The sequence below is a fragment of the Embleya sp. NPDC059237 genome (assembly GCF_042754105.1).
In the GTDB taxonomy this organism is placed as follows: domain Bacteria; phylum Actinomycetota; class Actinomycetes; order Streptomycetales; family Streptomycetaceae; genus Embleya.
Genome location: NZ_JBHZAE010000020.1, coordinates 202,265 through 224,086, shown reverse-complemented (window position 1 = coordinate 224,086; position 21,822 = coordinate 202,265). Strand labels below are relative to the sequence as shown.

14 protein-coding genes, 5 tRNA genes and 1 pseudogene are annotated in these 21,822 nt (G+C 72.6%); 9 read left to right on the top strand and 11 right to left on the bottom strand.

Translation table 11 applies throughout. From position 1 onward, the window contains the following. Positions 1-122: 122 nt before the first annotated feature. The 4 genes from ACFXKZ_RS42900 to ACFXKZ_RS42885 form a co-directional block, all read right to left on the bottom strand. A complete protein-coding gene (locus tag ACFXKZ_RS42900) occupies positions 123-1,763 on the bottom strand; it encodes a PP2C family protein-serine/threonine phosphatase (protein WP_380010384.1) in 1,641 nt (546 codons plus the stop codon). 289 nt (positions 1,764-2,052) lie between these two features. Continuing rightward, on the bottom strand, positions 2,053-3,246 hold the full coding sequence (locus ACFXKZ_RS42895; protein ID WP_380010381.1) for an acetyl-CoA acetyltransferase: 1,194 nt from the start codon (positions 3,244-3,246) through the stop codon (positions 2,053-2,055). Positions 3,247-3,248: 2 nt separating this feature from the next. Continuing rightward, the gene (locus ACFXKZ_RS42890; protein ID WP_380010378.1) at positions 3,249-4,706 is read right to left on the bottom strand and encodes an OB-fold domain-containing protein; all 1,458 of its coding nucleotides are present in this window, start codon (positions 4,704-4,706) and stop codon (positions 3,249-3,251) included. A 151-nt stretch (positions 4,707-4,857) separates the two neighbouring features. Beyond that, complete coding sequence (locus tag ACFXKZ_RS42885; protein ID WP_380010416.1) at positions 4,858-6,114, bottom strand: CaiB/BaiF CoA transferase family protein; 1,257 nt, start codon at positions 6,112-6,114, stop codon at positions 4,858-4,860. A gap of 1,636 nt (positions 6,115-7,750) precedes the next feature. Between ACFXKZ_RS42885 and ACFXKZ_RS42880 the strand changes: the two genes are divergently transcribed. Together ACFXKZ_RS42880 and ACFXKZ_RS42875 are read left to right on the top strand one after the other, a co-directional pair. Further along, positions 7,751-8,191, top strand: a complete 441-nt coding sequence (locus ACFXKZ_RS42880) for a MarR family winged helix-turn-helix transcriptional regulator (RefSeq protein WP_380010375.1) — start codon at positions 7,751-7,753, stop codon at positions 8,189-8,191. Next, positions 8,188-10,011, top strand: coding sequence for an MDR family MFS transporter (locus ACFXKZ_RS42875; protein WP_380010372.1), 1,824 nt, complete (start codon positions 8,188-8,190; stop codon positions 10,009-10,011). Before ACFXKZ_RS42880 ends, ACFXKZ_RS42875 begins: the two co-directional genes overlap by 4 nt. Before the next feature lie 77 nt (positions 10,012-10,088). Here the strand turns inward: ACFXKZ_RS42875 and ACFXKZ_RS42870 are convergent, their stop codons facing one another. Beyond that, a complete protein-coding gene (locus tag ACFXKZ_RS42870) occupies positions 10,089-11,678 on the bottom strand; it encodes an MFS transporter (protein ID WP_380010369.1) in 1,590 nt (529 codons plus the stop codon). 104 nt (positions 11,679-11,782) lie between these two features. On the opposite strand from ACFXKZ_RS42870, the gene ACFXKZ_RS42865 reads away from it, so the two are divergent. Continuing rightward, the gene (locus tag ACFXKZ_RS42865; protein ID WP_380010366.1) at positions 11,783-12,772 is read left to right on the top strand and encodes a helix-turn-helix transcriptional regulator; all 990 of its coding nucleotides are present in this window, start codon (positions 11,783-11,785) and stop codon (positions 12,770-12,772) included. Positions 12,773-12,820: 48 nt separating this feature from the next. On the opposite strand, the gene ACFXKZ_RS42860 is transcribed toward ACFXKZ_RS42865, so the two are convergent. From ACFXKZ_RS42860 to ACFXKZ_RS42840, 5 genes are all read right to left on the bottom strand, one after another. Beyond that, positions 12,821-12,892: transfer RNA gene (locus ACFXKZ_RS42860), tRNA-Val, on the bottom strand. Positions 12,893-12,924: 32 nt separating this feature from the next. After that, positions 12,925-12,996: transfer RNA gene (locus ACFXKZ_RS42855), tRNA-Val, on the bottom strand. A gap of 36 nt (positions 12,997-13,032) precedes the next feature. After that, positions 13,033-13,106 (bottom strand) — tRNA-Cys (locus tag ACFXKZ_RS42850). A gap of 49 nt (positions 13,107-13,155) precedes the next feature. Beyond that, positions 13,156-13,228 (bottom strand) — tRNA-Gly (locus ACFXKZ_RS42845). A 286-nt stretch (positions 13,229-13,514) separates the two neighbouring features. Further along, positions 13,515-15,785 (bottom strand): DUF4328 domain-containing protein, encoded by a 2,271-nt coding sequence (locus tag ACFXKZ_RS42840; protein ID WP_380010363.1) that lies wholly within the window; start codon positions 15,783-15,785, stop codon positions 13,515-13,517. A gap of 322 nt (positions 15,786-16,107) precedes the next feature. Between ACFXKZ_RS42840 and ACFXKZ_RS42835 the strand changes: the two are divergent. The 4 genes and pseudogenes from ACFXKZ_RS42835 to ACFXKZ_RS42820 all read left to right on the top strand — a co-directional run. Next, positions 16,108-17,121: pseudogene (locus tag ACFXKZ_RS42835) on the top strand (chorismate-binding protein); the annotation flags it as partial. 272 nt (positions 17,122-17,393) lie between these two features. Next, positions 17,394-18,218: an aminotransferase class IV gene (locus tag ACFXKZ_RS42830; protein WP_380010360.1), complete on the top strand. Its 825-nt coding sequence runs from the start codon at positions 17,394-17,396 to the stop codon at positions 18,216-18,218. Positions 18,219-18,387: 169 nt separating this feature from the next. After that, positions 18,388-19,128, top strand: coding sequence for a GNAT family N-acetyltransferase (locus ACFXKZ_RS42825; protein ID WP_380010357.1), 741 nt, complete (start codon positions 18,388-18,390; stop codon positions 19,126-19,128). 212 nt (positions 19,129-19,340) lie between these two features. After that, a complete protein-coding gene (locus ACFXKZ_RS42820; protein WP_380010354.1) occupies positions 19,341-19,889 on the top strand; it encodes a hypothetical protein in 549 nt (182 codons plus the stop codon). A gap of 479 nt (positions 19,890-20,368) precedes the next feature. Here ACFXKZ_RS42820 and ACFXKZ_RS42815 read toward each other — a convergent pair whose 3' ends face one another. Next, a complete protein-coding gene (locus tag ACFXKZ_RS42815; protein ID WP_026218464.1) occupies positions 20,369-20,782 on the bottom strand; it encodes an SsgA family sporulation/cell division regulator in 414 nt (137 codons plus the stop codon). A gap of 365 nt (positions 20,783-21,147) precedes the next feature. Between ACFXKZ_RS42815 and ACFXKZ_RS42810 the strand changes: the two genes are divergently transcribed. Both ACFXKZ_RS42810 and ACFXKZ_RS42805 read left to right on the top strand, forming a co-directional pair. Then, positions 21,148-21,639, top strand: a complete 492-nt coding sequence (locus ACFXKZ_RS42810; protein WP_380010351.1) for a TIGR02611 family protein — start codon at positions 21,148-21,150, stop codon at positions 21,637-21,639. Between the two features lie 102 nt (positions 21,640-21,741). Then, a tRNA-Val gene (locus ACFXKZ_RS42805) sits at positions 21,742-21,813 on the top strand. Positions 21,814-21,822 lie beyond the last annotated feature (9 nt).

The following is a 21,822-nucleotide window of genomic DNA, read 5'->3' as shown; positions in this document are numbered from 1 at the left end:
CCGATCGGGCGACCGCCCTCGAACGGTCATCCGACACCATCCGAGGAGCCGCCACCGGACGCTCGACCGCCCCCACGACCGACCGACACCGCACGCCTGCCCACCGCCGCAACGGTCGACCCTCACCGCACGCACATCGCCATCACGCAGGCGTCGTCCTCGTACCGGGTGTGCCCCAGCCGGCTGAGCACCACGTCCACGCACGTCCGCGCGCTCGCCCCCAGCACCAGCGGCCCCAGGCCCAGGAGCGCGCGGACCGCCTCCTCCGTACCGCGCCCACGGCGCTCGACCAGCCCGTCGGTGAAGATCAACAACACGTCTCCGGACCGGAGTTCGACCCGGTCCTCGACGAACTCCGGCTCGTCCAACGCACCGAGCAACACCCCGAACGGCGCCGCCAGCGCCCGCCCGGCCCCCTCCCGGTACAGCAGCGGCGGCGGATGCCCGCCCTGCGCCCACGTCAACACCCGCGTCGCCGGCGCGAATCGGGCACACACGGCGGTGGCCACCTTGTCCGCGGGCAGCGTATGCACCACGATCCGATTCAGCGCCGCCAGCATCGCGGCGGGCCCCGCCCCGGTCATCGCCACCCCCTGGAGCGCCCCGCGCAGCGTGGTCATCCCGGACGCCGCCGCGACCCCGTGCCCGGACATGTCGCCGACCGCGAGCAGCACGTCCCCGTCCGGCAGCGCGAGCGCGTCGTACCAGTCGCCGCCCACCTTCGAGTCCTGCTCGGCGGGAAAGTAGCGGGTGGCCACCTCGATCCCGGGCAACTCGATCGGCCGGGTCCACCACGGCATCACCACCCGCTGCAACTCGGCGGCGATGCGATGCTCCGAGCGCAACAGTCGCCGCTGGGCCAGCAGTTGCGCCCGCGTCTCGGTCAACGCCTGCTGGGTGCGTCGGAGTTCGGTGATGTCGCGCAGCAGTGCCCAGATCGCGTGCGGGGTGCCGTCGGCGTCGAGGACCGGCTCGCCGACGAACTGCACGGACACCCGGGTGCCGTCGCGGCGCACGATCCGGAACTCGCCCTCGACACCGTTCGCCTGTTCGAGCAGTTCACGCACCAGGTCGGCGACGAACGCCCGGTCCTCGGCCGCCGCGTGCTCGGCCAACGCGGCCAGCGGCAGCGGTCCGAGCGCCCGGTCCCGGTCGAACAGCGCGTACATCTCCGCCGACCAGCGCACGTCGTCGCGATCGAGATGCCATTCGGCGCTGGCCACCGGACCCGAGCCGGGCGCGGCCTCGCGCGGCGCGCAGGTCCCGCGCTGCTCGGGCAGCAGACCGCTCGGATCCGGCTCGACGAACAACCGGCGCAGGTGCCGCCAGGGCAGCGCGGCGTGCTCGACGTCGTCGACCGTGAAGGGCGTCAAGGTGGTGGAAGCGGTGAAGGGCGCCGCCGGCCCGACATCGGACGGCCGCATCGCGCTGCGCGCCGGCGTACAGGCCGCGAGCCCCGGATCGTCCGCCTGCCGGTGCTCGGGGTCGTCGATGTCCAGACTCAGCCGGGCCAGGTACTCCGCCGCCCGACCGAGGCTGCACGCGAGCAGATCGCACAGCAGGTCGCGCCGATACGCCTCGTCGCCGGCCGCGGGATCCTCACCCGCGAGGATCGGGCCCGACAGGCCGCCCGGTCCCGCGCCGGGACCGAATTCGCGCCGCAGGGCGTCGAGTTCGGCCCGCATCCGGCCGATGTGCGCACGCCACTGGGACCGATCCGCCACGGCGGCTGCGTCCACGGGGTGTTCGGGCCGTTCGCGCATCCGCTCGCGCTCCTCCGGACATGACCTGGCAGGGGTGCAATGAACTGTCGCACATCAAAGGCCCGGACGCGGATGAAACCACGGTAACCGGCATGCTTGTGGCGGATTGCCCATTTCGGCTGTCCGGAGATGGCGAAAGGGGCTCGATCGCGACCACGATCGAGCCCCCTGCGGGCCACGCGAACAGAACCGGACACCCCACCCGACCGGATTTGAACAGCGGCGTCGCGACACGGCGTGTCGCGACGCCGAGCACCGGTCCGCGGCGTCGACCCCGCCGCCGCGCGGATCAGCCCAACTCGTTCCCCAGGATCGAGATGAACGACACCATGTCGCCCGGATACCCGCCCAGGTTGTGCGTCAACGCCAACTTGCGCCCGTCCGCCGGGATCCGCCGCTCCGCCGGCGCCGCGCCCCGCAGTTGCAGCCACGCCTCGAACATCATCCGCAGCCCGGACGCGCCCACCGGGTGCCCGAAGCTCTTCAGCCCGCCGTCCGGGTTGACCGGCAGTCGACCGTCCAGGTCGAACGCGCCGGCCAGCACGTCCTTCCACGCGGTGCCACGATCGGCGAACCGCAGGTCCTCCATCAGGACCAGCTCGGTCGGCGTGAAGCAGTCGTGCACCTCGGCCATCGCCAACTCCTCGCGCGGATTGGTAATCCCGGCCTGGCGGTACGCGTCCTCGGCGCAGGCGGCGATCTCCCGGAACGTGGTGTAGTCGTACTCCGGGTCGATCACCCCCGAGCCGTTGCCCGCCACCAGGGACAGCGCCTTGATGTACAGCGGCTTGTCCGTGTACAGGTGCGCGTCCTCGGCCCGGACCACGATCGCCGCCGCCGCACCGTCCGCGACGCCCGCACAGTCGAACACGCCCAGCTGCCCGGCGAGTTTGGGCATCGCGGAGATCTTCTCGGCGGCGATCTCCTTGCGGAACTGCGCGCGTGGGTTGCGCGCGCCGTTGTAGTGGTTCTTCGCCGCGATGTGCGAGAGCACCTCGCGCATCTCCGCCTCGGAGACCCCGTACTTCTCGCCGTACGCGGGCACCACCATCGAGAACATGGCCGCCGCGGTGAGGGTGCGTGCGGTGCCGTCGCCGGGGATCGGGAAGGCGTTCAGGCCCTGGAACCCGCCGTCCTTGACCTTCTCGACGCCCACCGCCATGGCCACGTCGTACGCTCCGGACGCGACCGCGTAGGCGGCCTGGCGCAGCGCGTCCGACCCGGTCGCGCACATGTTCTCCACGCGCGTGACCGGCTTGCCCTGGAGCTGCAACGGCTTGGCCAGGGTCAGCCCGGACATGCCCGACTGCGCGGTGCCCAGCCAGTACGCGTCGACCTGCTCCTTGCCCACGCCCGCGTCGGCGAACGCCTCGGCGGTCGCCTCGATCAGCAGGTCGTCGGTGCCCCGGTCCCAGTGCTCGACGAAGGGTGTGCAGCCCATCCCGACGATGGCGACGCGGTCCTTGATGCCGTGCGATCCCATGCCTATGCCTCCTCGGCGGCTCGGGCGGTCCGCACGGGGCGGGCCTTCCAGAAGTAGTTGTGGATCCCGTCGGCGGTGCCCAGCCGGCGGAAGGTCGGCTCGACCCGGTCCCCGATGGCGACCTCGCTCGCGTCCATGTCGGTCAACTCGATCGGCAGCCGGCCGCCGTTGTCGAAGTCCACGACGGCGAACACGACGGGCGGGCTGGGGGAGTAGGCCATCCGGTCCACGGTGAACGTCTTGACCGTGCCGAGCACATCGGCGGTGGGCACCGGCTCCATGTCGTCCACGTTGCCACCGGTCATCGACACCCGCTGCGGCGGCAGGTGCACCGCGCCGCTCTCCCGGTCCCGGGCGCCGACGAAGCCGTACTTCCAGTCCACCGAGCGCACCGCGGCCGAGGACGAGGTACGCGCGGGCTCGGGGCGGCGCGGCGGCTCGACCGGCAGCAGCCCGCGCCAGGCCAGGTACTTCCCGTACGGCAGCGGCGCGCCGCCGGCGATCTGTTCGGCGACCGTGCGGGTGGGCCGGTAGGCCGCGAGCGCGTCGCCGGCGCGGAAGAGGAACACGTCGGCGCCGTCGGACAACACGACCAGCGCGATCACCGCGCCCGGGGCGGCGGCCTCCAGCGTGGCGGCCAGCAGCAGGCCCGGGTGCGCCGCGCCGGTGTTGCCGACGGTGCCCGAGAGGTCGTCGCCGAGCACGCCCTCACGCAGCCCGAGTCGGCGGCCGAGGCCGGCGACCGCGCGCCCGTGCAGGCCGGCGACCACGGCGTGGTCCACTTGGTCGGCGGTCAGGCCGGTGGCCTTGAGCGCGTCGGTCCAGGCCCGGCGGCCCGCGGCGAGGTAGTTGTTCTCGCCGAACTTCTCCTCCCACACCTTCGACCGCACATCGCCGGGGGTGCGCCAGCGGTCGACGAACTCGGCCGTGGCGGCGGCGCCGCCCAGGTACTCGGCCAGGACCGGGCCGTCGGCGGGGCCGCCGACCAGGAGCGCGGAGGCGCCGTCGCCGCCGGCCGCCTCGTCGGGGCTGCCGGGCAGGCCGACCCGGATGTCCGCGCCGACCACGAGCGCGCTGTCGGCGCCGGTCAGGGCGAGCCGGAGCAGCCCGGCCGCGGAGCGCACCGAGCCGGCGGCGTCCATCGCCGGCACCGACCCGTCCAGGCGCAGCGCCGCGTGGATCGCCGTCGCGTTGGTGCGGTCCGTGTACGCGGGGGCGACCGTGGCGAACAGCAGCGCGCGCGGGTCGGCCCCGGGCGTGGCGCGCAGCGTGTTGCGGGCGGCCTCGACGCCCAGGGTGGTGGTGTCCTCGTCGAAGGACGCGACCGTACGGGTGCCCTTGCCGCCTCCGGTGCCGGCCACGGCGGCGATGGTCTTGCGGTCGAGGCGCCGGTAGGGCAGGTAGGCCCCGTATCCGAGGATGCCGCGTCCCGTCGAAACTGCGGTTCCGTCAGTCGTCATTTCTCCGCTTCCGCCTCGTTCCACTCGGGTTCGTCGTGTTGCTGGGGTTGCTCGGTTACTCGGTTGCCGGCTTGTTCGGTTGCTGCGTGGTGCCGTGGCGGCGCCGGGTGTCCGGGTCGCCGCCGCGGTGGCCGGTGGGTCGGGCCGTCGGCTACGGCGTCTCCAGTCCGATCGCCCCGGCGGCCGCGAGTCGGTCGATCTCCTCGCGGGACATGCCCAGTTCGGTGCCCAGGACCTCGGCGGTGTGCTCGCCCACCCACGGCACTCGGCTCTCCGGGCCTTCGGCGACGCGGGAGAGCTTGACCGGGTTGCCGGGGGACAGGATCGGTGCCGGCTCCCCGTCGGTGCGCTCCATCTCGACGAGCATGTGGCGATTGCGCACGTGCTCGTCGTCGATCACGTCGCCCGGGTTGTACACCGGCCCCGACGCGACCCCGACGCCGCTCAGCGCCGCGCACGCCTGCAGACGCGACTTGTCCGCGGCCCACTCCTCGATGCCGGGGCGCAGGATGTCCTCGATGTGGTCGAACCAGGCCTGCGGCCCGCTCAGCCGGGGGTCGGTGCGCCACTCCGGCTTCCCGACCAGGTCGGCCAGCGCCGCGAACATGTGCGGACGGGCGCACTGGATCAGGAAGTAGCCGTCGAAGGCCCGGAACGAGTGGTTGATCAGCGGGGCCAGGCCCGGGTCCTTGAGCCCCATCGACCAGTAGCTGATGCCCGCGTCGTTGAGCGCAACCATGGCGTCGAACATGGAGATGTCCACATACTGGCCGACGCCGGTGGCGTCGCGGTGGCGCAGCGCGGCGAGCACCCCGATCACCGCGAACAGCGCCGAGCCGGAGTCGCCGAGCGCCCCGAGCGGGGACACCACGGGCGCCGTGTTCGGGTCCCGCTTGAAGTCGTACAGGCCGGCCATGCCCTCGGCGACCGGGGCGTACGCGGGCCAGGAGGCGTAGGGCGACTCGGTGGTGTTGCCGAAGCCGGACACCGACAGGTAGATCGCGCGCGGATTGACGGCGGCGATGTCCTCGAAGCCGAGGCCGAGCCGGCCGGCCGTGCCGGGCTTGAAGTTCTCGCAGACGATGTCCGCCTTTGCGGCCAGGCGCAGCACTATCTCGCGGCCCTCGGGATGCTTGAGGTCGACGGTCACGCTGCGCTTGCCGAGGTTGTTGCGCAGGAAGGTGACGCCGACGTTGCGGCCGAGCGGATCGGTCATCATCGGCAGCGCGGCGCGTCCGGACTCGCCGACGCCCGGCGACTCGATCTTGACCACCTCGGCGCCCAGGCGGGCCAACATCTGGGTGGCGTAGGGGAGCGCCTGCATCTGTTCGATGGCCAGGACCCGGATCCCGTCGAGCGGTTTTCCGAAGCGTTGCAGGTCGGCGCCCGCCACCTCGCCCAAGCGCATGGTCACTCACTCCCTGTCGTGCGGTCGTACATGTGCCGCGCGGTCGGCCGGCCGGCCGAGCCTGCTGCAGCCGTGCGGCCGGCCCCGGCACCCGGACCCTCGGCGCGGCGCCGACAGGGCGCCCCGCGCGAGTGCCCAATAGTCGCGAGACAGGCACCTCGTCACCATAGCTGACGGGCAGTCAGATGAGCATGGGTCGAGTTCCGTGCCGCTCGTCACGCACCCGCGCGGGACGCGCAGGGCGCCCGGTTCGGGTGATGCGCGAGGGCTCGTCGGCTTGTCGGCGGGCCGCGGCAACCCCGACTCCATTACGGTGCGCGCATGATCGACGACGCTCTGATCCGCGACGCGGAGTCGGCCGCCCGTGCCCTGCTCGACCGGCGCATCGACCTGATTCGCGAACTCGCCGCATCCACCGCCGAGTTGGAGCCCCTGCTCCAGGCCGCGGCGGCCGGCGAACAACGCGCGCTCCAGGCCTGGTCCGACGCCCTGGCCGGCGGCTGGACACTCGACGAACTCCGCCGGCTCGGCTACCGCGACCCGGACAAACGCCCAACCCCCAAAAAGCCCACCACAAAGCGCACACCCCCCACCACAACGCCCCCGCCGCCCACCCCGACCCCCGAGACACCCCCACTCCCCGACCCGGCACTCGACCCCCCGAACGCGACCGGAAACGCGTCGCGCTCGCCGGACGCGACGGGGCCCGATTCGGCACCCGGCGCCGCAACCGGGCACGGCCCGGCGCCCGGGGATGCGACCGGGCGTGGTTCGGGACCCGGGGACGCAACCGGGCACAGCTCGGCACCCGGGGACGTAACCCGGCGCGGTTCGGCACCTGACGATGCGATCGGGCGCGGTTCGGCACCTGACGATGCGATCGGGCGCGGTTCGGCACCTGACGATGCGATCGGGCGTGGCTCGGCGCCCGGGGATGCGATCGGGCGTGGCTCGGCGCCCGGGGATGCGACCGGGCGTGATTCGGCGCCCGGGGACGTGACCGGGCGCGGCTCGGCGCCCGGGGATGCGACCGGGCACAGCTCGGCACCCGGGGACGTAACCCGGCGCGGTTCGGCACCTGAGGATGCGACCGGACGTGGCTCGGCATCCGGGGACGCAACCCGGCGTGGCTCGGCACCCGGGGACGCGGCCGGTTGCAATCCGGCGCCGGTGGGCGCAGCCGGGCGCAAGGCGGCGCCGGTGGATGGGGCCGAGGTTGGGGCCGAGCCCGGATCGGCCGGCGCGCGGCCGACGGGTGCGGTCGCGACGGCACCCGCGAGCGGCACCGGTCGTCCGACCGCCTCGTCCGTCCCACGCCCGGGGCCGGGCCTTGGGCCCGGAACGAGCCCGGGGTCGCTGCCGCCCGCACGCGCAAGCTCCGTATCGTCCCCGCTCCCGCGCGCGTCCACCCGCGCGGGCCCCGCCGACTAGCCGACCACCCGGCGCCCGCGCAAGCGCCCTCGCTCCGCCCCGCCGAATCGGCCCCGACGGCGAATCACGGTATTGTTGGTTGAGCCATGCAGATAACGCACGGCGAGCGACAAGGGGGGCGGTCATCGATACCGCGACGACACCGTGCGACGAGCCGACAGCCGGCCGCGCACCCGACGAACTGGGACGCGAACTCGCGCGTCTCATGCGGCTCTCGGCCGCGGCCAAGGCGCGCAGTCGCGCCGAAAGCGGTCCGATTCCCGACGGGGGAGACCGGCTGCTGCTGGCCTATCTCGTCATGGAGGGACCCCGCCGGGTCACCGACCTGGCCGCGATGACCTACCTGGACGTGTCCACGGTCAGCCGACAGATCGCCTCGCTGGTCCAGCGCGGCCTCGTCGAGCGCCGCCCGGACCCCAACGACGGCCGCGGCACGCTGCTCGCGGTGACCGACACCGGCGAGCAGGCGTTCGAGGTGTACCGCAGCCGCCGCCAGGCCGAGCTGGATCGGGTCACCCGCGACTGGTCCACCGACGAACGCCGGACATTCGTACACCTCCTGGCCCGCTTCAACGACGACCTCGAACGCGAACAGGCACCGGCGCGCGACGCCGCGCCCGGCGCGCCGGAAGGCCCCACCGCATGACCGACACGAAACCGCAGGTCCGGCCGCAGCCGGCAGCGGGAGACAGCGGCCTGACCCACCGTCAGATCATGACGATCATGTACGGCCTGATGGCCGGCATGTTTCTCGCCGCGCTCGATCAGACGATCGTCTCCACCGCGATCCGCACCATCTCCGACGACCTGCACGGGCTCAGCCGGCAGGCGTGGGCGACCACCGCCTACCTCATCACCTCGACGATCGCCACGCCGCTCTACGGCAAGCTTTCCGACCTGTACGGCCGGCGACCGTTCTACCTCGCGGCCATCACGATCTTCGTGGTCGGCTCGGCCGCCTGTACGTTCTCCACCTCGATGTACGAGCTGGCCGGCTTCCGCGCCCTCCAGGGCCTCGGCGCCGGCGGCCTGATGTCGCTCGCCTTCGCGATCATCGGCGACGTCGTGGCGCCCCGCGAACGTGCCCGCTACCAGGGCTACTTCCTCGCCGTCTTCGGCACCTCCAGCGTGCTCGGGCCGCTGGTCGGCGGGTTCTTCGCGGGCCAGGACGAGATCCTGGGCATCGCGGGCTGGCGCTGGGTCTTCCTGGTCAACGTGCCCGTCGGCGTGGTCGCGCTGCTCGTGGTCGGCAAGGTGCTGCGCATCCCGCATACCCGCCGGCCGCACCGGATCGACTGGTTCGGCGCGATCACCCTGGCCATGGGCGTGGTCCCGCTGCTGATCGTCGCCGAACAGGGCCGCGAATGGGGGTGGGGCTCGGGAGTCTCGCTCGCCTGCTACCTGATCGGCGCCGTCGGCGTGATCAGCTGGATCCTCGTCGAGCGCCGCATGGGCGAGGACGCGCTGATCCCGATGCGCCTGTTCTCCGACCGCATCTTCAGCCTGGCGTCGCTCATCGGCGTCATCTTCGGCATGGCGATGTTCGGCGGGTTCATGCTGATCCCGCAATACTTCCAGATCGTCAAGGGCGCCAGTCCGACCAAGGCCGGCCTGCTGATGATCCCGGTCATGGTCGGCATGATGGGCTCGTCCATCCTGTCCGGCCAGATCACCTCCAAGACCGGCCGGTACAAGATCTTCCCGATCCTCGGCACCGGCATCGCGGCGATAGCGATGGGCCTGTTCGCGCTCTACGTCGACGCCGGCACCTCCCTCGTGACCACCAGCATGTTCATGGTCCTGCTCGGCATCGGCCTCGGTCAGTGCATGCAGACGCTGATCCTGGTGGTGCAGAACGCGGTACCGCCCCGGGACATGGGCGTGGCCACCTCGGCGGCCACCTTCTTCCGGCAGATGGGCGCCACCGCCGGTACCGCGGTGTTCCTGTCCGTGCTGTTCAGCAACGTCTCCGGGGAGATCGCCAAGGCGTTCACCCGCGACGCGCAGACACCCGCGTTCAACTCCGCGCTCGCCGACCCCGCCGTGCTCGCCGATCCGGCCAACGCGCCGGTGATCGAGATGGTCCGCCATCCCGGTCCCGGCGGCGCGCAAGGCTCCGGTGTGCTCAGCGACTCGTCGTTCATCCAGCACCTCGACCCGAGACTGGCCGCGCCGTTCAAGGAGGGCTTCTCCGAGGCGATGCAGCTGGTGTTCCTGATCGCCGCGTGTGTGATGGCGGTGGCGTTCGTCCTGGTCTTCTTCATCAAGGAAGTACCGCTGCGCACCATGTCCGGCCTGGAGGCGAAGGCCGCCGAGGAGGCGGAGCGCGCCGCCGAGGGGGCCGCCGACGCCCAGACGCCCCGGGAGCCCGCCGCGACCGGCTCCGGTACGGCCGCCCGAGCGCAGACCTCACCCGAACAGGACGCCCGCCGCGCGGCGGGCAGACGCTGGCCCGAGAACGACTGACCCCGGTTGCGTGCGCCGGACGGACCCGACCGGGTCCGTCCGGCGCACGCACGTTCGGGTACGGGCACACCGCCGGCTCACGCGAGCCGACCCGCCCGCCTCCGCACCATGCCGAGTCCCACCCACAGCGCCACGCCCAGGTTCACCACGGCCAGTACCACGAAAGTGAGCACCGCCGCGTGCGCCGAGGCATGCGCGCCGGCGCCCGTCGTGGACAGGAACATGGTGCCGAACGTGGCCACCCCCACCACGCCGCCGAACTGCATCAGCGTGACCAGTACCCCACTCGCGTCACCCGCGTGCTCGGGCCGGACCCGCCCCAGCGCGCTCGCCATCAGCGGCCCGAGCACCGCGCCCTGACCCAGGCCCATCCCGGCCAGGCCGACCGCGAGCGCCACGCCGCCGTCCCGCCCACCGTGCACCGAGGCCGCCATGCCCACGTACGACACCGACACCAGCGCGAAGCCCAGATATCCCAGGTGCGCCCGGATCCGCTCGGGCAACCGCCCCCACCACAACCCGGAGACGGCGAACCCGATCGCGCACGGCACATACGTCAGACCGGCCCGCAGCGGACTGTCGCCGAGCCCCGACTGCAGGTGCAGCGCGAGGGTGAACAGGAACCCGTTGTAGCTCGCCACCCCCACCAGCAGCATGATCCCGCCGGACAGCAGCCCGGGGGAGCGCAACACCGCGCCCGGCACCAGCGGCGACCCGCCGCGCGCCGACACCCGGCGCTCCACCAGGGCGAACGCGCCCATCGCGACCAGCCCCGCGGCGAGCACCAGCCACCCCCACACCGGCCAGCCCTGCTCGTGCCCCATCACCAGCGGCACCACCAGGGCCAACATCGCCGGCGCCAAGACCAGTACGCCCGGCACGTCCAGCCGCCCCCAGCCCGTGCGCTCGTCGGGCCCGGGCCGGTCGCCGCCAAGCGCCCGCCACCCGACCGCGAGCAACAGCACCCCCAGCGGCACGTTGACCAGGAACACCGGCCGCCAACTCGTACCCCACAGATCCGCGTCGACCAGCACCCCACCCACGATCTGCCCGACGACCGCGCCGCCGGCTATCGCGGTCTGGTACAGCCCCATCGCCGCCGTCCGCCGTCGTCCCTCGAACCGGCGCTGGATCAGCGTCAACACCTGCGGTACCAACAACGCGGCCCCCGCGCCCTGCAGGCACCGGAACGCCACCAACTCCCCGGTGGAACCGGCCAGCCCACAGGCCAGCGAGGCCACCGTGAACAACCCGAGCCCGGCCAGGTACGCCCGCCCGAACCCGAAGATCGCGCCCAGCCGCGATCCGGTGATCAGCAACATCGCGTACACGATCGTGTAGCCCGCGATCACCCACTGCAGCCCGGCGCCCGACGTATGCAGGTCCGAACGCATCACCGGAGCCGCCACGTTGACGATCGAGGAGTCCAGCACCGCCATGAACTGCCCGGCCACCAGCACCACGAGCAGCAGCGTGCCCGCGCCCGCGACCCGATTCCCGTCCTCTCGGCGGCCCTCCGCCGTCCCTCGCCGCTCCCGGGCGGTCGACGCCCGAGAGCCTCCCTCGTCGGGAGCGGTCGATCCGACGACCCCGGCCGCCGGCGTCGTCACCCGCTCCCCGTCCCCGTGCCGGGCGCCGCCGCCCGACTTCACATCCGTATCGTTCATGGCAGCGACTCTGCCCGGCGCCGGGTACCCGGACCAGTAGCCTGGTTATCCTGGTATCACCAGGCACCTGGCAATCGAGGCGACGATCGGCGCAGGATGGGTCGATGACCGGCAGCCCGCGCACCGACGCCACCCACCGCCCGGCCGCCCCGGAGCGAGTCGACCCGCCGATCGGGCCGGCAGCGGCCCCGACAGCCGACGCCGGGCGCGCCGCACCGGAATACGTCCGCCCCGAACGCGCCGCCTCCCGAGCCGAGTTGGGCGCCTTCCTGCGCAGCCGACGCGAGCGGATCAGCCCGGAACAGGTCGGCCTGCCCGCCGGCCGCCGACGCCGCACACCCGGGCTGCGCCGCGAGGAGGTCGCACAGCTGTCCGGCGTGGGGGTGACCTGGTACACCTGGCTCGAACAGGGCCGCCCGATCAACGTCAGCGCCCAGGTCATCGGCGGCATCGCCCGCACGCTGCGGCTCGACGGCGTCGAGTACGAACACGTCAAGCGGCTGGCCTGCGTGCCGAGCCTGGCCACGCTGCGCGCCGAGGACGAGGTCGACTCGGACACCCAGACCGTCCTCGACGACTTCGCCACGCTGCCGGCGGTGGTGCTGAACGGCCGCTACGACGTGCTGGCCTACAACGCGCTCTACGCCCGGATGTTCCCGAGCCTGGTCGCGGCGCCGAGGCAGCGGCGCAATGTGATCTGGGAGTTGTTCACCCGGCCCGCGTGCTGCAACCCCTTCCACGAGTGGCGGGAGGAGTGCGCGGGCGTGGTCGGCGTATTGCGCGGCAGCTACGCGCGCAATGTCGGCGATCCGCTGTGGACCGCGTTCGTCGACGAACTGATCGCCGCCAGTCCCGAGTTCGCGACGACCTGGGCGGCCCATCCGGTCTCGCTCACCCGCACCCGGACCAAACTCTTCCGTCACCGCGACGTCGGGGTGCTGCACGTCCGGGGAATGCCCGCCGACCTCGCCACCTCACCCGGCCAGCGGCTGAGCGTCTACGTGCCCCAAGACGAGCCGACGCGCGAGCGACTGGCCCGGCTGGCCGCGCCCGACTTCGTACCGAGCCCGCCGCACGAACATCCGCCGAGGTAAGCCGAAGGGCCGGAGGATCGAGATCCTCCGGCCCTTCGGTACTGCCCGTGCGCGATACTGGGATTGAACCAGTGACCTCTTCCGTGTCAGGGAAGCGCTCTCCCGCTGAGCTAATCGCGCGGGTGGTGTAGCGGTACGACGGTTGTGCAGCGTGCGCGATACTGGGATTGAACCAGTGACCTCTTCCGTGTCAGGGAAGCGCTCTCCCGCTGAGCTAATCGCGCGGGCAGATCACCCTCGGCACCAGGCCCGGGTTCTCTTGGAGGTGGAGACGGGATTTGAACCCGTGTAGACGGCTTTGCAGGCCGTTGCCTCGCCTCTCGGCCACTCCACCAAGTGAAGGAACCATAGTGGTTGCCCACCACATTCCTCTACTTCTTCCGAGCGGACGACGAGATTCGAACTCGCGACCCTCACCTTGGCAAGGTGATGCTCTACCAACTGAGCCACGTCCGCCTGTCGACCCGGGTTGCGTTTCCGCGTCCCGGCGACGTTGAGAACTTTAGCGGATCCGAGGGCCATCACAAAAACCGATTCCCCGCGCGCCCCGCCGCGCGACCCGCGCAACCTGCGAAAACGACCGAGGCCGGCCCGAACCGAGAGGGTTCGAACCGGCCTTCGGCGAGCGCCGACGGGGGGCCGGGCGGCGGGTTGGGCCGCCGTTACGACGGCAGGTGTTCAACCGCTGTGCACCCGACGTCGGACCCCGTGCTCCATCGCGTGAGCCCGGAGCACCCCGAGATCACCCGCGCCGCTCCCCGGACGGCGCCGGTTCGGCATCAACTCCGGCATCCACGGGACCGGAGGGAGCCGGCACCTCGTCCGCGCTCGCGTCGGACGCACGCTCGACCGCCGCAGCCGACTGAGCGGGAACCTGCGGCAGTTCGGAAGGGCCGGCCTCACCCGCCACCACATCGGACCCGCCCGCGCTCGACTTCCCCAACAAAACCGGCTCGCCGGACGCCCCTACAGCAGCCGCCTCGACATCCACGGCCGGCACAACAGCCGTCACCGCGTCACCCTCGGCAGCCGGAACAACGGCCGCCGCCACATCAGCCGACTCGACCTCAACGGCCGGCACGACGGCCGTCGCCTCGTCGCCCTCGGCAGCCGGTACGACGGCGGTCGCCGCATGAGGCGACTCGCCCTCGGCGGCCGGTACGACGGTTGTGGCCGCTTCGACCGACTCGGCTTTCGCAGCCGGTACGACGGTGGTCGCTGCATCAGGCGACTCGCCTTCGGCGGCCGGCACGACGGCTGTGGCCGCTTCGACCGACTCGGTGTCCACGGCCGGTACGACGGCGGTCGCCGCTTCAGGCGACTCGCCCTCGGCGGCCGGTACGACGGTTGTGGCCGCTTCGACCGACTCGGCTTTCGCAGCCGGTACGACGGCGGTCGCTGCATCAGGCGACTCGCCTTCGGCGGCCGGCACGACGGTTGTGGCCGCTTCGACCGACTCGGTGTCCACGGCCGGTACGACGGTGGTCGCCGCTTCAGGCGACTCGCCCTCGGCGGCCGGTACGACGGTTGTGGCCGCTTCGACCGACTCGGCCTCCGCAGCCGGTACGACGGCCGTCGCCGCTTCGACCGACTCGGCTTCGCCGTCGGCCGCGGCAACGGCCGGTGCCGCCTCTGCCGATTCGTCCGTGTCGCTTGACTCGGCCGCGGCGGCCGGTGTGGCGTCGGGAGCCTCGGCCCCCGCCGTCGGCGGCGCCGCGGGGCGCGGCGGCGGGGCTGCCACCGGCCTGGCCACGGCCGACGCGGATGCGACCGGCGTCGGCTCGGCCGGAGGCGCGGGAGTGACCGGCGCAGCCGCCGTCGCGCCCTCCACCGGAGCCTGTGGGACCGGCGGCGCGCCGAGCGCGGTCTGCGCCGGCGGCGCGAACCCGCCGGGCGCACCGGACGCGGCCGGCACCGGCGGAGCGAAGTACTGCCCGGTCGGCGCCTGCGCCGGATAGGCCGCCCACGGCGTCGGCGCCCCCGCCGGGAAACCGCCCGCCGCTCCCGGAGCCGGGACCAGCCCCGACGCGAACGCCAGCGCCTCGCGCTCGTGCTGGAACGTGGTGATCTTGCGAACCACGAAGATCGCCGCGACCGCCGCGAGGATCAACACGATGTCCGCGGCCCCCGACAGGATGTCGATGGTCTGCAGCCGATCGGCGTCCGACAGCTCGATGTCGTCACCCAGCGGGTAGGACAGCCGGCTCGCGAAGAACAACACCGACGCGCCGACCAGCAGCACCCACCAGGTCCACAACAGCGGCAGCCGCCCGGGCGTACGACCGCCGCGCTCGGCGGTCCGGGGATCGCTCGCGCGCCACACGTCGTGCAGGATCAGCTTCGGGAACCACAGGCTCACCACCGGCACCAGCCAACCGCCGACCGCCCACCCGGTGGACAGGTGCTGCTTCGACGGGCCGAACAGGTCCACGTTGGCTCGGGCCCGATACATCCAGATGATGAACAGCACCGCCGTCGCGATCATCGACAACACCAGGAACGTGATCGCGCCCGCGACCAGCGAGTCCGAGTCCTCGGCCCGAGTGCGCAGCGAGTCCGTGACACCGAGGTCGCCGGCGTCGACGATCTGCCGGAGCACGTCGGCCCGGTGGAAGAACGCCGCCGCGCACAGCCCCGCGAACACCGCCGACAGCGGCAGCAGGATGTACAACGTCACGGCGAGCCCGCGCAGGGAGCGGAACGGCTGCGGCATCCAGCCCCCGAAGGGCGAGGCCGGATACGCCCCCGGCATGCCGTAGGGCGCCTGCGGCGCGAACGCACCGGGCGCGGGCGGATAGGCGCCCGGATACACCCCGGCGGGATGCACCCCGGTGGGCGCGGGTGCGGGCGGAGCGTACGGATCCGGCGGCGTGGGCGCCGGGGCCGCGGTCGACCCGGTGACCACAGGGGCCGACACGGCGCCGGCCTGCTGCGGCGCGACGGCCGGGACGGCGCCGCAGTACGAACAGCGGTCGGCCCGCGTAGACCAGGTGTCGCAGGCGGAACAGTGCACGGATGAACGTCCTTCGATCGCGTGATGCGGTGGAGACTTCGACGGGTCGGGCGAACCGACCGGGAGGGGTGGTCGCCGGTCTCGGGGTCGCCGGGTTCCATCCACCCGTGCCGCATCATGCCGTGCCCGAGCGTCACACGGGAACGCGGAATCGATTCGGGGCACTTCCGGGCGCGTCGCACCGGCGCGAGGGGGGCGCTCGCGGCGGCCGACGCCGGGCCGCCCGGGCCGGCCGCGCCGATCGGCCGCCTCCTACAATGGCGTCCTGACCCGCGCGCCGATCCTCAAGCAGGTGCCGCGGTCGCGACCCCGGAACGAACACGTGAGCCAGCCTCCCCCCATCGCCCACCTCGGCGGGCGCTTGGCCACCGGACTGCGGGATGTCACCCGCGACCCGGCAGCCCTGGACTCGCACGGCTTCTGGGCCGTGGTCGCCGACTTCGAGGGCGACCCGATCTGCGCCCGCTTCGACCACGTGCGCCCGGCCCCGCTGCCGGCCGCCCCGTGGACCGGACCGCCCGCGCACACGTGGACCGACTCGCTAGGCGCCGACGCGTACCGCGCGGGGGTGCGCCGGATCCGCGAGTACATCGCCGCCGGCGACGTGTACCAGGTCAACCTGTGCCGCATGCTCAGCGCCCCGCTGCCCGCCGACGCCGACATCGTCGGCTTGGCGGGCCGGCTCGCGCTGGGCAACCCCGCGCCGTACGCCGGGGTGATCCGACTGCCCGAACACGGCGTCCACGTCGCGTGCGCGTCGCCGGAGCTGTACCTGCACCGCGTCGGCGACCGGGTCAGCTCCGGCCCGATCAAGGGCACCGGCCGGACCGAGGCCGACCTGCTGCCCAAGGACCACGCCGAGAACGTCATGATCGTCGACCTGGTCCGCAACGACCTGGGCCGCGCCGCCGCGATCGGCTCGGTCACCGTGCCCGAGTTGTGCGTGGTCGAACGGCACCCGGGCCTGGTCCACCTCGTCTCCACCGTCGCCGGCACGCTGGCCCCCGGCGTCGGCTGGCCCGAACTGCTCGCCGCGACGTTCCCGCCGGGATCGGTCAGTGGCGCCCCCAAGAGCAGCGCGCTGCGCATCATCGAGGAACTGGAGCCGGTCCCGCGCGGCCCCTACTGCGGCGCGATCGGCTGGGTGGACGCGGACCGCCGCGAGGGCTCGCTCGCGGTGGGCATACGCAGCTTCTTCGTCCGCGACGGCCGACTCTGTTTCGGCACCGGCGCGGGCATCACGTACGACTCCGACCCGCAGCGCGAGTGGGAGGAGACCCGCCTCAAGGCGCGGAACCTGCTCGCGGTGGCGACGGGGGAGTACCGGGCAGAAGGGGAGTACCGGGCGGACCCGGTCGGGGCCGAGTACCGGCCGGATACCGCGGCGGAGCACTCGCCCGCCTCGGCGGACGCCGGCGGCCGGGAGCACCCCGCGAGCCCGGAGCACATCGGCGCCCGCGAGCGCGCAACGGCCCCGGATCACCTCGGCGAGCGCCCGCGGCCCACGGCGCCGACCGCTCCCGGCTACCCACCCGAGCCCGGGACCGGGCAGGATCGGGCCGCGCGGGATCGCGTCGGATACAACCCCGCGGACACCTCGGAGGGCGCATGAGCAGAATCTGGTTGAACGACCGCCTCGTCGACGACGAACACGCGGTGGTCCCGGTGGACGACCACGGGCTGACCGTCGGCGACGGCGTCTTCGAAACGCTGAAGGCGCGGGACGGACAGGCCTTCGCGACGACCCGGCACCTGGCCCGGCTGACCCGCTCCGCGCGCGGCCTCGGGCTACCCGACCCCGACCTCGACCTGCTGCGCCACGCGTGCGCCGAGGTGCTGGCGGCCAACCCGCTGCCGGGCATCGCTCGACTGCGGATCACCTACACGGGCGGCCGCTCACCACTGGGCTCCGAGCGCGGCGGAGCGGCGCCGACCCTGGTGGTCGCCCTCGCCCCGGCCAAACCCCGCGGCGAGAGCACCGCAGTGGTCACCGTCCCGTGGACCCGCAACGAGAACGCGCCGACCACCGGGCTCAAGACCACCAGCTACGCCGACAACGTGGTGATGCTCGGCCACGCCGCCCGGCACGGCGCGAGCGAGGCGCTGTTCGCGAACACCGCGGGCAACCTGTGTGAGGGCACCGGCTCCAACGTGTTCGTGGTCCTCGACGGCCGCCTGGTCACCCCGCCGCTGTCGGCCGGCTGCCTGGCCGGCGTCTCGCGTGCGCTGGTCCTGGAATGGGTCGGCGCCGAGGAGATCGACCTGCCGATGACCGCGCTCGCCGACGCGGAGGAGGTGTTCCTGACCTCGTCGCTGCGCGACATCCAGGCGGTGCACCGGATCGACGAGCACACCCGCATCGCGCCCGGCCCGCTCACCCGCAAGGCGATGGAGATCTTCGCCGCCCGCGCCGCCGCCGACATCGACCCCTGACCCGGACGCCGGCCCGCCCGGGACCGTCCGGCCCGTCCGCGCCGGTGCGCCGGTCGCCCCGATCGCGCCCGCGATCTCGCGGTCGGCGCTCCGGCGCAGGTTGACCGGGTCCGCGCGCGGGCAGCACTGCCGATGACGGGGCGCGACATCGGCAAGGCGGGGGGACGCGATGACCACCACTCTGCGACCGGCCGGACCGGGCCGGGACGGCGTGTACTCGATCTGCGCCAACGGCCGATCCGTCGGCGGCGTACACCTGACCCCGCTCGGCCCGTGGGGCACCGGCACCGGATGGATCCTGCACATCCAGGTGCTGCCGTCGCGCCGCCGCCGAGGACACGGGTGCGTGGCGATGCTCGCGGCCGAGGAGATCATGCGCGGCCGGCGCTGTACCCGGATGGCCGCCGCGGTGCCCGAGGGCAACCGCGCGGCCACCGGTCTGGTCTCCGCCCTGGGCTACGCGCCCGACAGCACCCGCTTGGTGGCCCCGGTGCGCGCCACCGGCCTGCCGCACGGGGTGCGGATGATGGACACCGACGAACGCGAGGCGTGGTGCGCCGCGGAACTGCACCGCTGCGCGGCGACGTTGCGCGCGGCGGGGTGGTCCGAACCCGCCGCCCGGGCCCGCGCGCACGCCCGCCTCGACCACCCCACCGCGCCCGCCCCGTACACGCTGGGCGATGGCGCGGCGGTGTGGGTGGCGCACGGCGTCGTCCTGGCGCTGACCGCGCGCAACCCGGAGGCCGCCGCGACGCTCCTGCGCGCCGCCGGCCACGTGACGGCGACCCAGGGGCTGCCCGAGCTGGCCATCGACCTGCCCGACGAGGCCCGTACCCCGGAGTTCACGAAGGTGCTCACCGGGGCTCGATTCGTGCCGCGTACGCGTTATTGGGGGAAACCCATCCTGTGAGAAGTGGGGAACATCCCTGATCCTGGCTCTACTCCACGGGGAGGAGATGAGTCGGTCGGTGTCCTCCCCGAGTACCGAACCGACCGTCGATCGTGGTGTTCGAGGACCGAGACGGCCACGATGGAGGCAGGACGGCAACGGCCGTCGACCGATCCCGATCGACGCCGACCGACAACGAAGCTTCGTAGGTTTCGAACGAGGAGGCCGAGCGCATGTCCGGCGCAGATGTGGTGACCGGCGCGTTGTGCATGGCGCTGACGGGCCTGGGCCTGGTCATCGCGGTACAAAAGGCTCGCCAACGACGTTTCCTGAACGCGACGCGGTGGACCGCCGCGGCGCTGTTCCCGATCGGCCTGTACCTGACCGGCCTGGCCACGCTGAGCCGCCGGGTGGGCAGCGCGGTCGCCGACTGGGCGACCGACCTCGCCTTCGGCCTCAAGGCGTGGGGCGGCGTCGCGATCCTCGCGTTCGCCGTGATCCTGCTGATGATCACCCGCATGGTCGGCGGAAAGAAGAAGTCCCCGGAGTCGAGCGGCACCGCGTCCGCCACCTCCGCCACCTCCGCCATCTCGTCCGACCTGGCGGCGCTGCTCGGCGACGGCGGTCCGGCGGCGGGAGCGGGCGGTTCGGGCGGTGCGCCGCCGCGCAGCAAACAGCCGAAGCCGGCCGCCGCGCCGCGCTCACGGCGATCGTCGCGTACGAGCGGGGGCGACGACGAGTTCGCGGAGATCGAGGAACTGTTGCGCAGGCGCGGGATCTGAAGTCGGGGAATCCCGATTTGCGGATTTCCCCGGGATACCGTCGGTTACCGCGGGTCAGCGTGAGGTGCTAATCCGTGTCCGGGCACAACGGGAGCGGTCGGGGATGGTGAATGTGAACGCATTCCCATGCGGTTGTGGCGGCGCCGATGCGATGCCTATGCGGCGGGATAGTCCCGCCCGAGTCGGGCCTATGCGACGCGCGCCGTGCCGGAAAATGTGTTCGAATGCGCGCTTTCTTTGTGGCGCGCCCGGGTCGGACGCGTATTCGGATCGCCGGGCCGCTCGTGCGCTCTTGCGCTCGCTCGTCCGACCGTTCGTTCGTCGGAGGGCCGGGACGGTTCGGGGTCGTCGGCGTGGCCGTCCACCGGTCGGGACGTGAAAACGCTCCGCCGCCCCCACCGTGTGGACGATGGGTGCGGCGGAGCGCTGACGTGTGAACCCGGCGCCGTCGGACAGGGGCGTGTCCGCCGTGCCAGAGCTCAGTTCTCGGCGAGGATCTGCGACAGCTCCCGGTCGAGATCGAAGAAGCGGTGCTCGTTGCCGGGGGCCACGGCAGCGTTCGTACGCTTCAGGAACGACTCCAAGGCCCGTGCGGGCGCTTCGAGCAGGGCCTCGCCCTCGGGAGAGCTGAGGGCGATGCACACGATGCTCTGTCCGTGGCTCCGAGAGGGCCACACACGAACGTCGCCGGTGCCCGAGGGCTGACGCAGCCCGTCGGCGAGAAGGTCGCGGGCGAAGACCCAGTCGACCGTCTCATCGGCACCCGTGTGGAAGGTCGCATGCACGGCGTACGGGTCCGACGAGTCGTAGCGCAGTCCCGCGGGGACCGGCAATGAGGACTCGCTCGAGACGACGAGGCGCAGGTGCAGCTCACAGCTGACCGTGGTGTTCATAAGCGCCATGGCCTTTCGCTCAGTGTGCGCTCGGGGATTCGCACGTCGGCGTTCGCAACATCCCACCTGCGGACCTCTTGTAAACGTCTCTGCCCGATATACGGGCGTCTGGGTACTCCTTAAGAGCGATGCGGAGGTGTAACGTTCGCCCGCATGATTTCCGGAAGGGAACAGGCGATCGGATCGGGTCGCTCCGATCGCCCGGACCGATCCGCCCGGGTCGGTCCCCGACCGTAAGGTCTGCACCGAACCTCTGCCCCCTTGTAGCGTTGTCAAGCCAGGCCGGGCCGAGGTCGGCGCCGGCCCCGGGCGAACGGAGGCATCCGGTGGACGACGGCCGGTACGACGAGAGAGGAAGACGGACGATGGACACGGGGGTCGCGGAGAACAGCGCGCACGCCGCCGGGAAGCCCACCGCCGACCGGGACGACCCGGCCGCAGCGGCGGCACCCGAGGGCGCGACGAAGGCCGGCACAACCACCGGGGCGCCCGAGGCGAAACCATTCGGCTCCCGCGCGCCGGCCTTCATCAAGCGCTCCAAGCCGCTGCACATGACCTGGCAGATCGGCGTCGCCATCATCGGCTTCGCGATCATCGTGGGCGGCATCATCATGCTCCCGCTGCCCGGTCCCGGCTGGGCGGTCATCTTCCTCGGCCTCGCCGTCCTGGGCACCGAATTCGTCTGGGCGCAGCGCACGCTGCTGTGGACCAAGGACAAGGTCACCAGGGCCGCCACCCGCGCCCTCGACCCCAAGACCCGCCGCCGCAACATGATCATGCTCGCGATCGGCCTGCTCCTGATCGCCGCGGCAGTGGCCCTGTACCTGTGGAAATACGGCATGGCCCTCCCGTTCTGACCCCCCGCGAGCCGCCCCCCAGCCCGGGCGGCTCCTCGCGCCCCACCCGCGGAGGGCGGTCACAACCGCCCCCACCCATGCGGTAATGTTCTCCCTGCACCCGGGCGATTAGCTCAGCGGGAGAGCGCTTCGTTCACACCGAAGAGGTCACTGGTTCGATCCCAGTATCGCCCACGCTTGCCG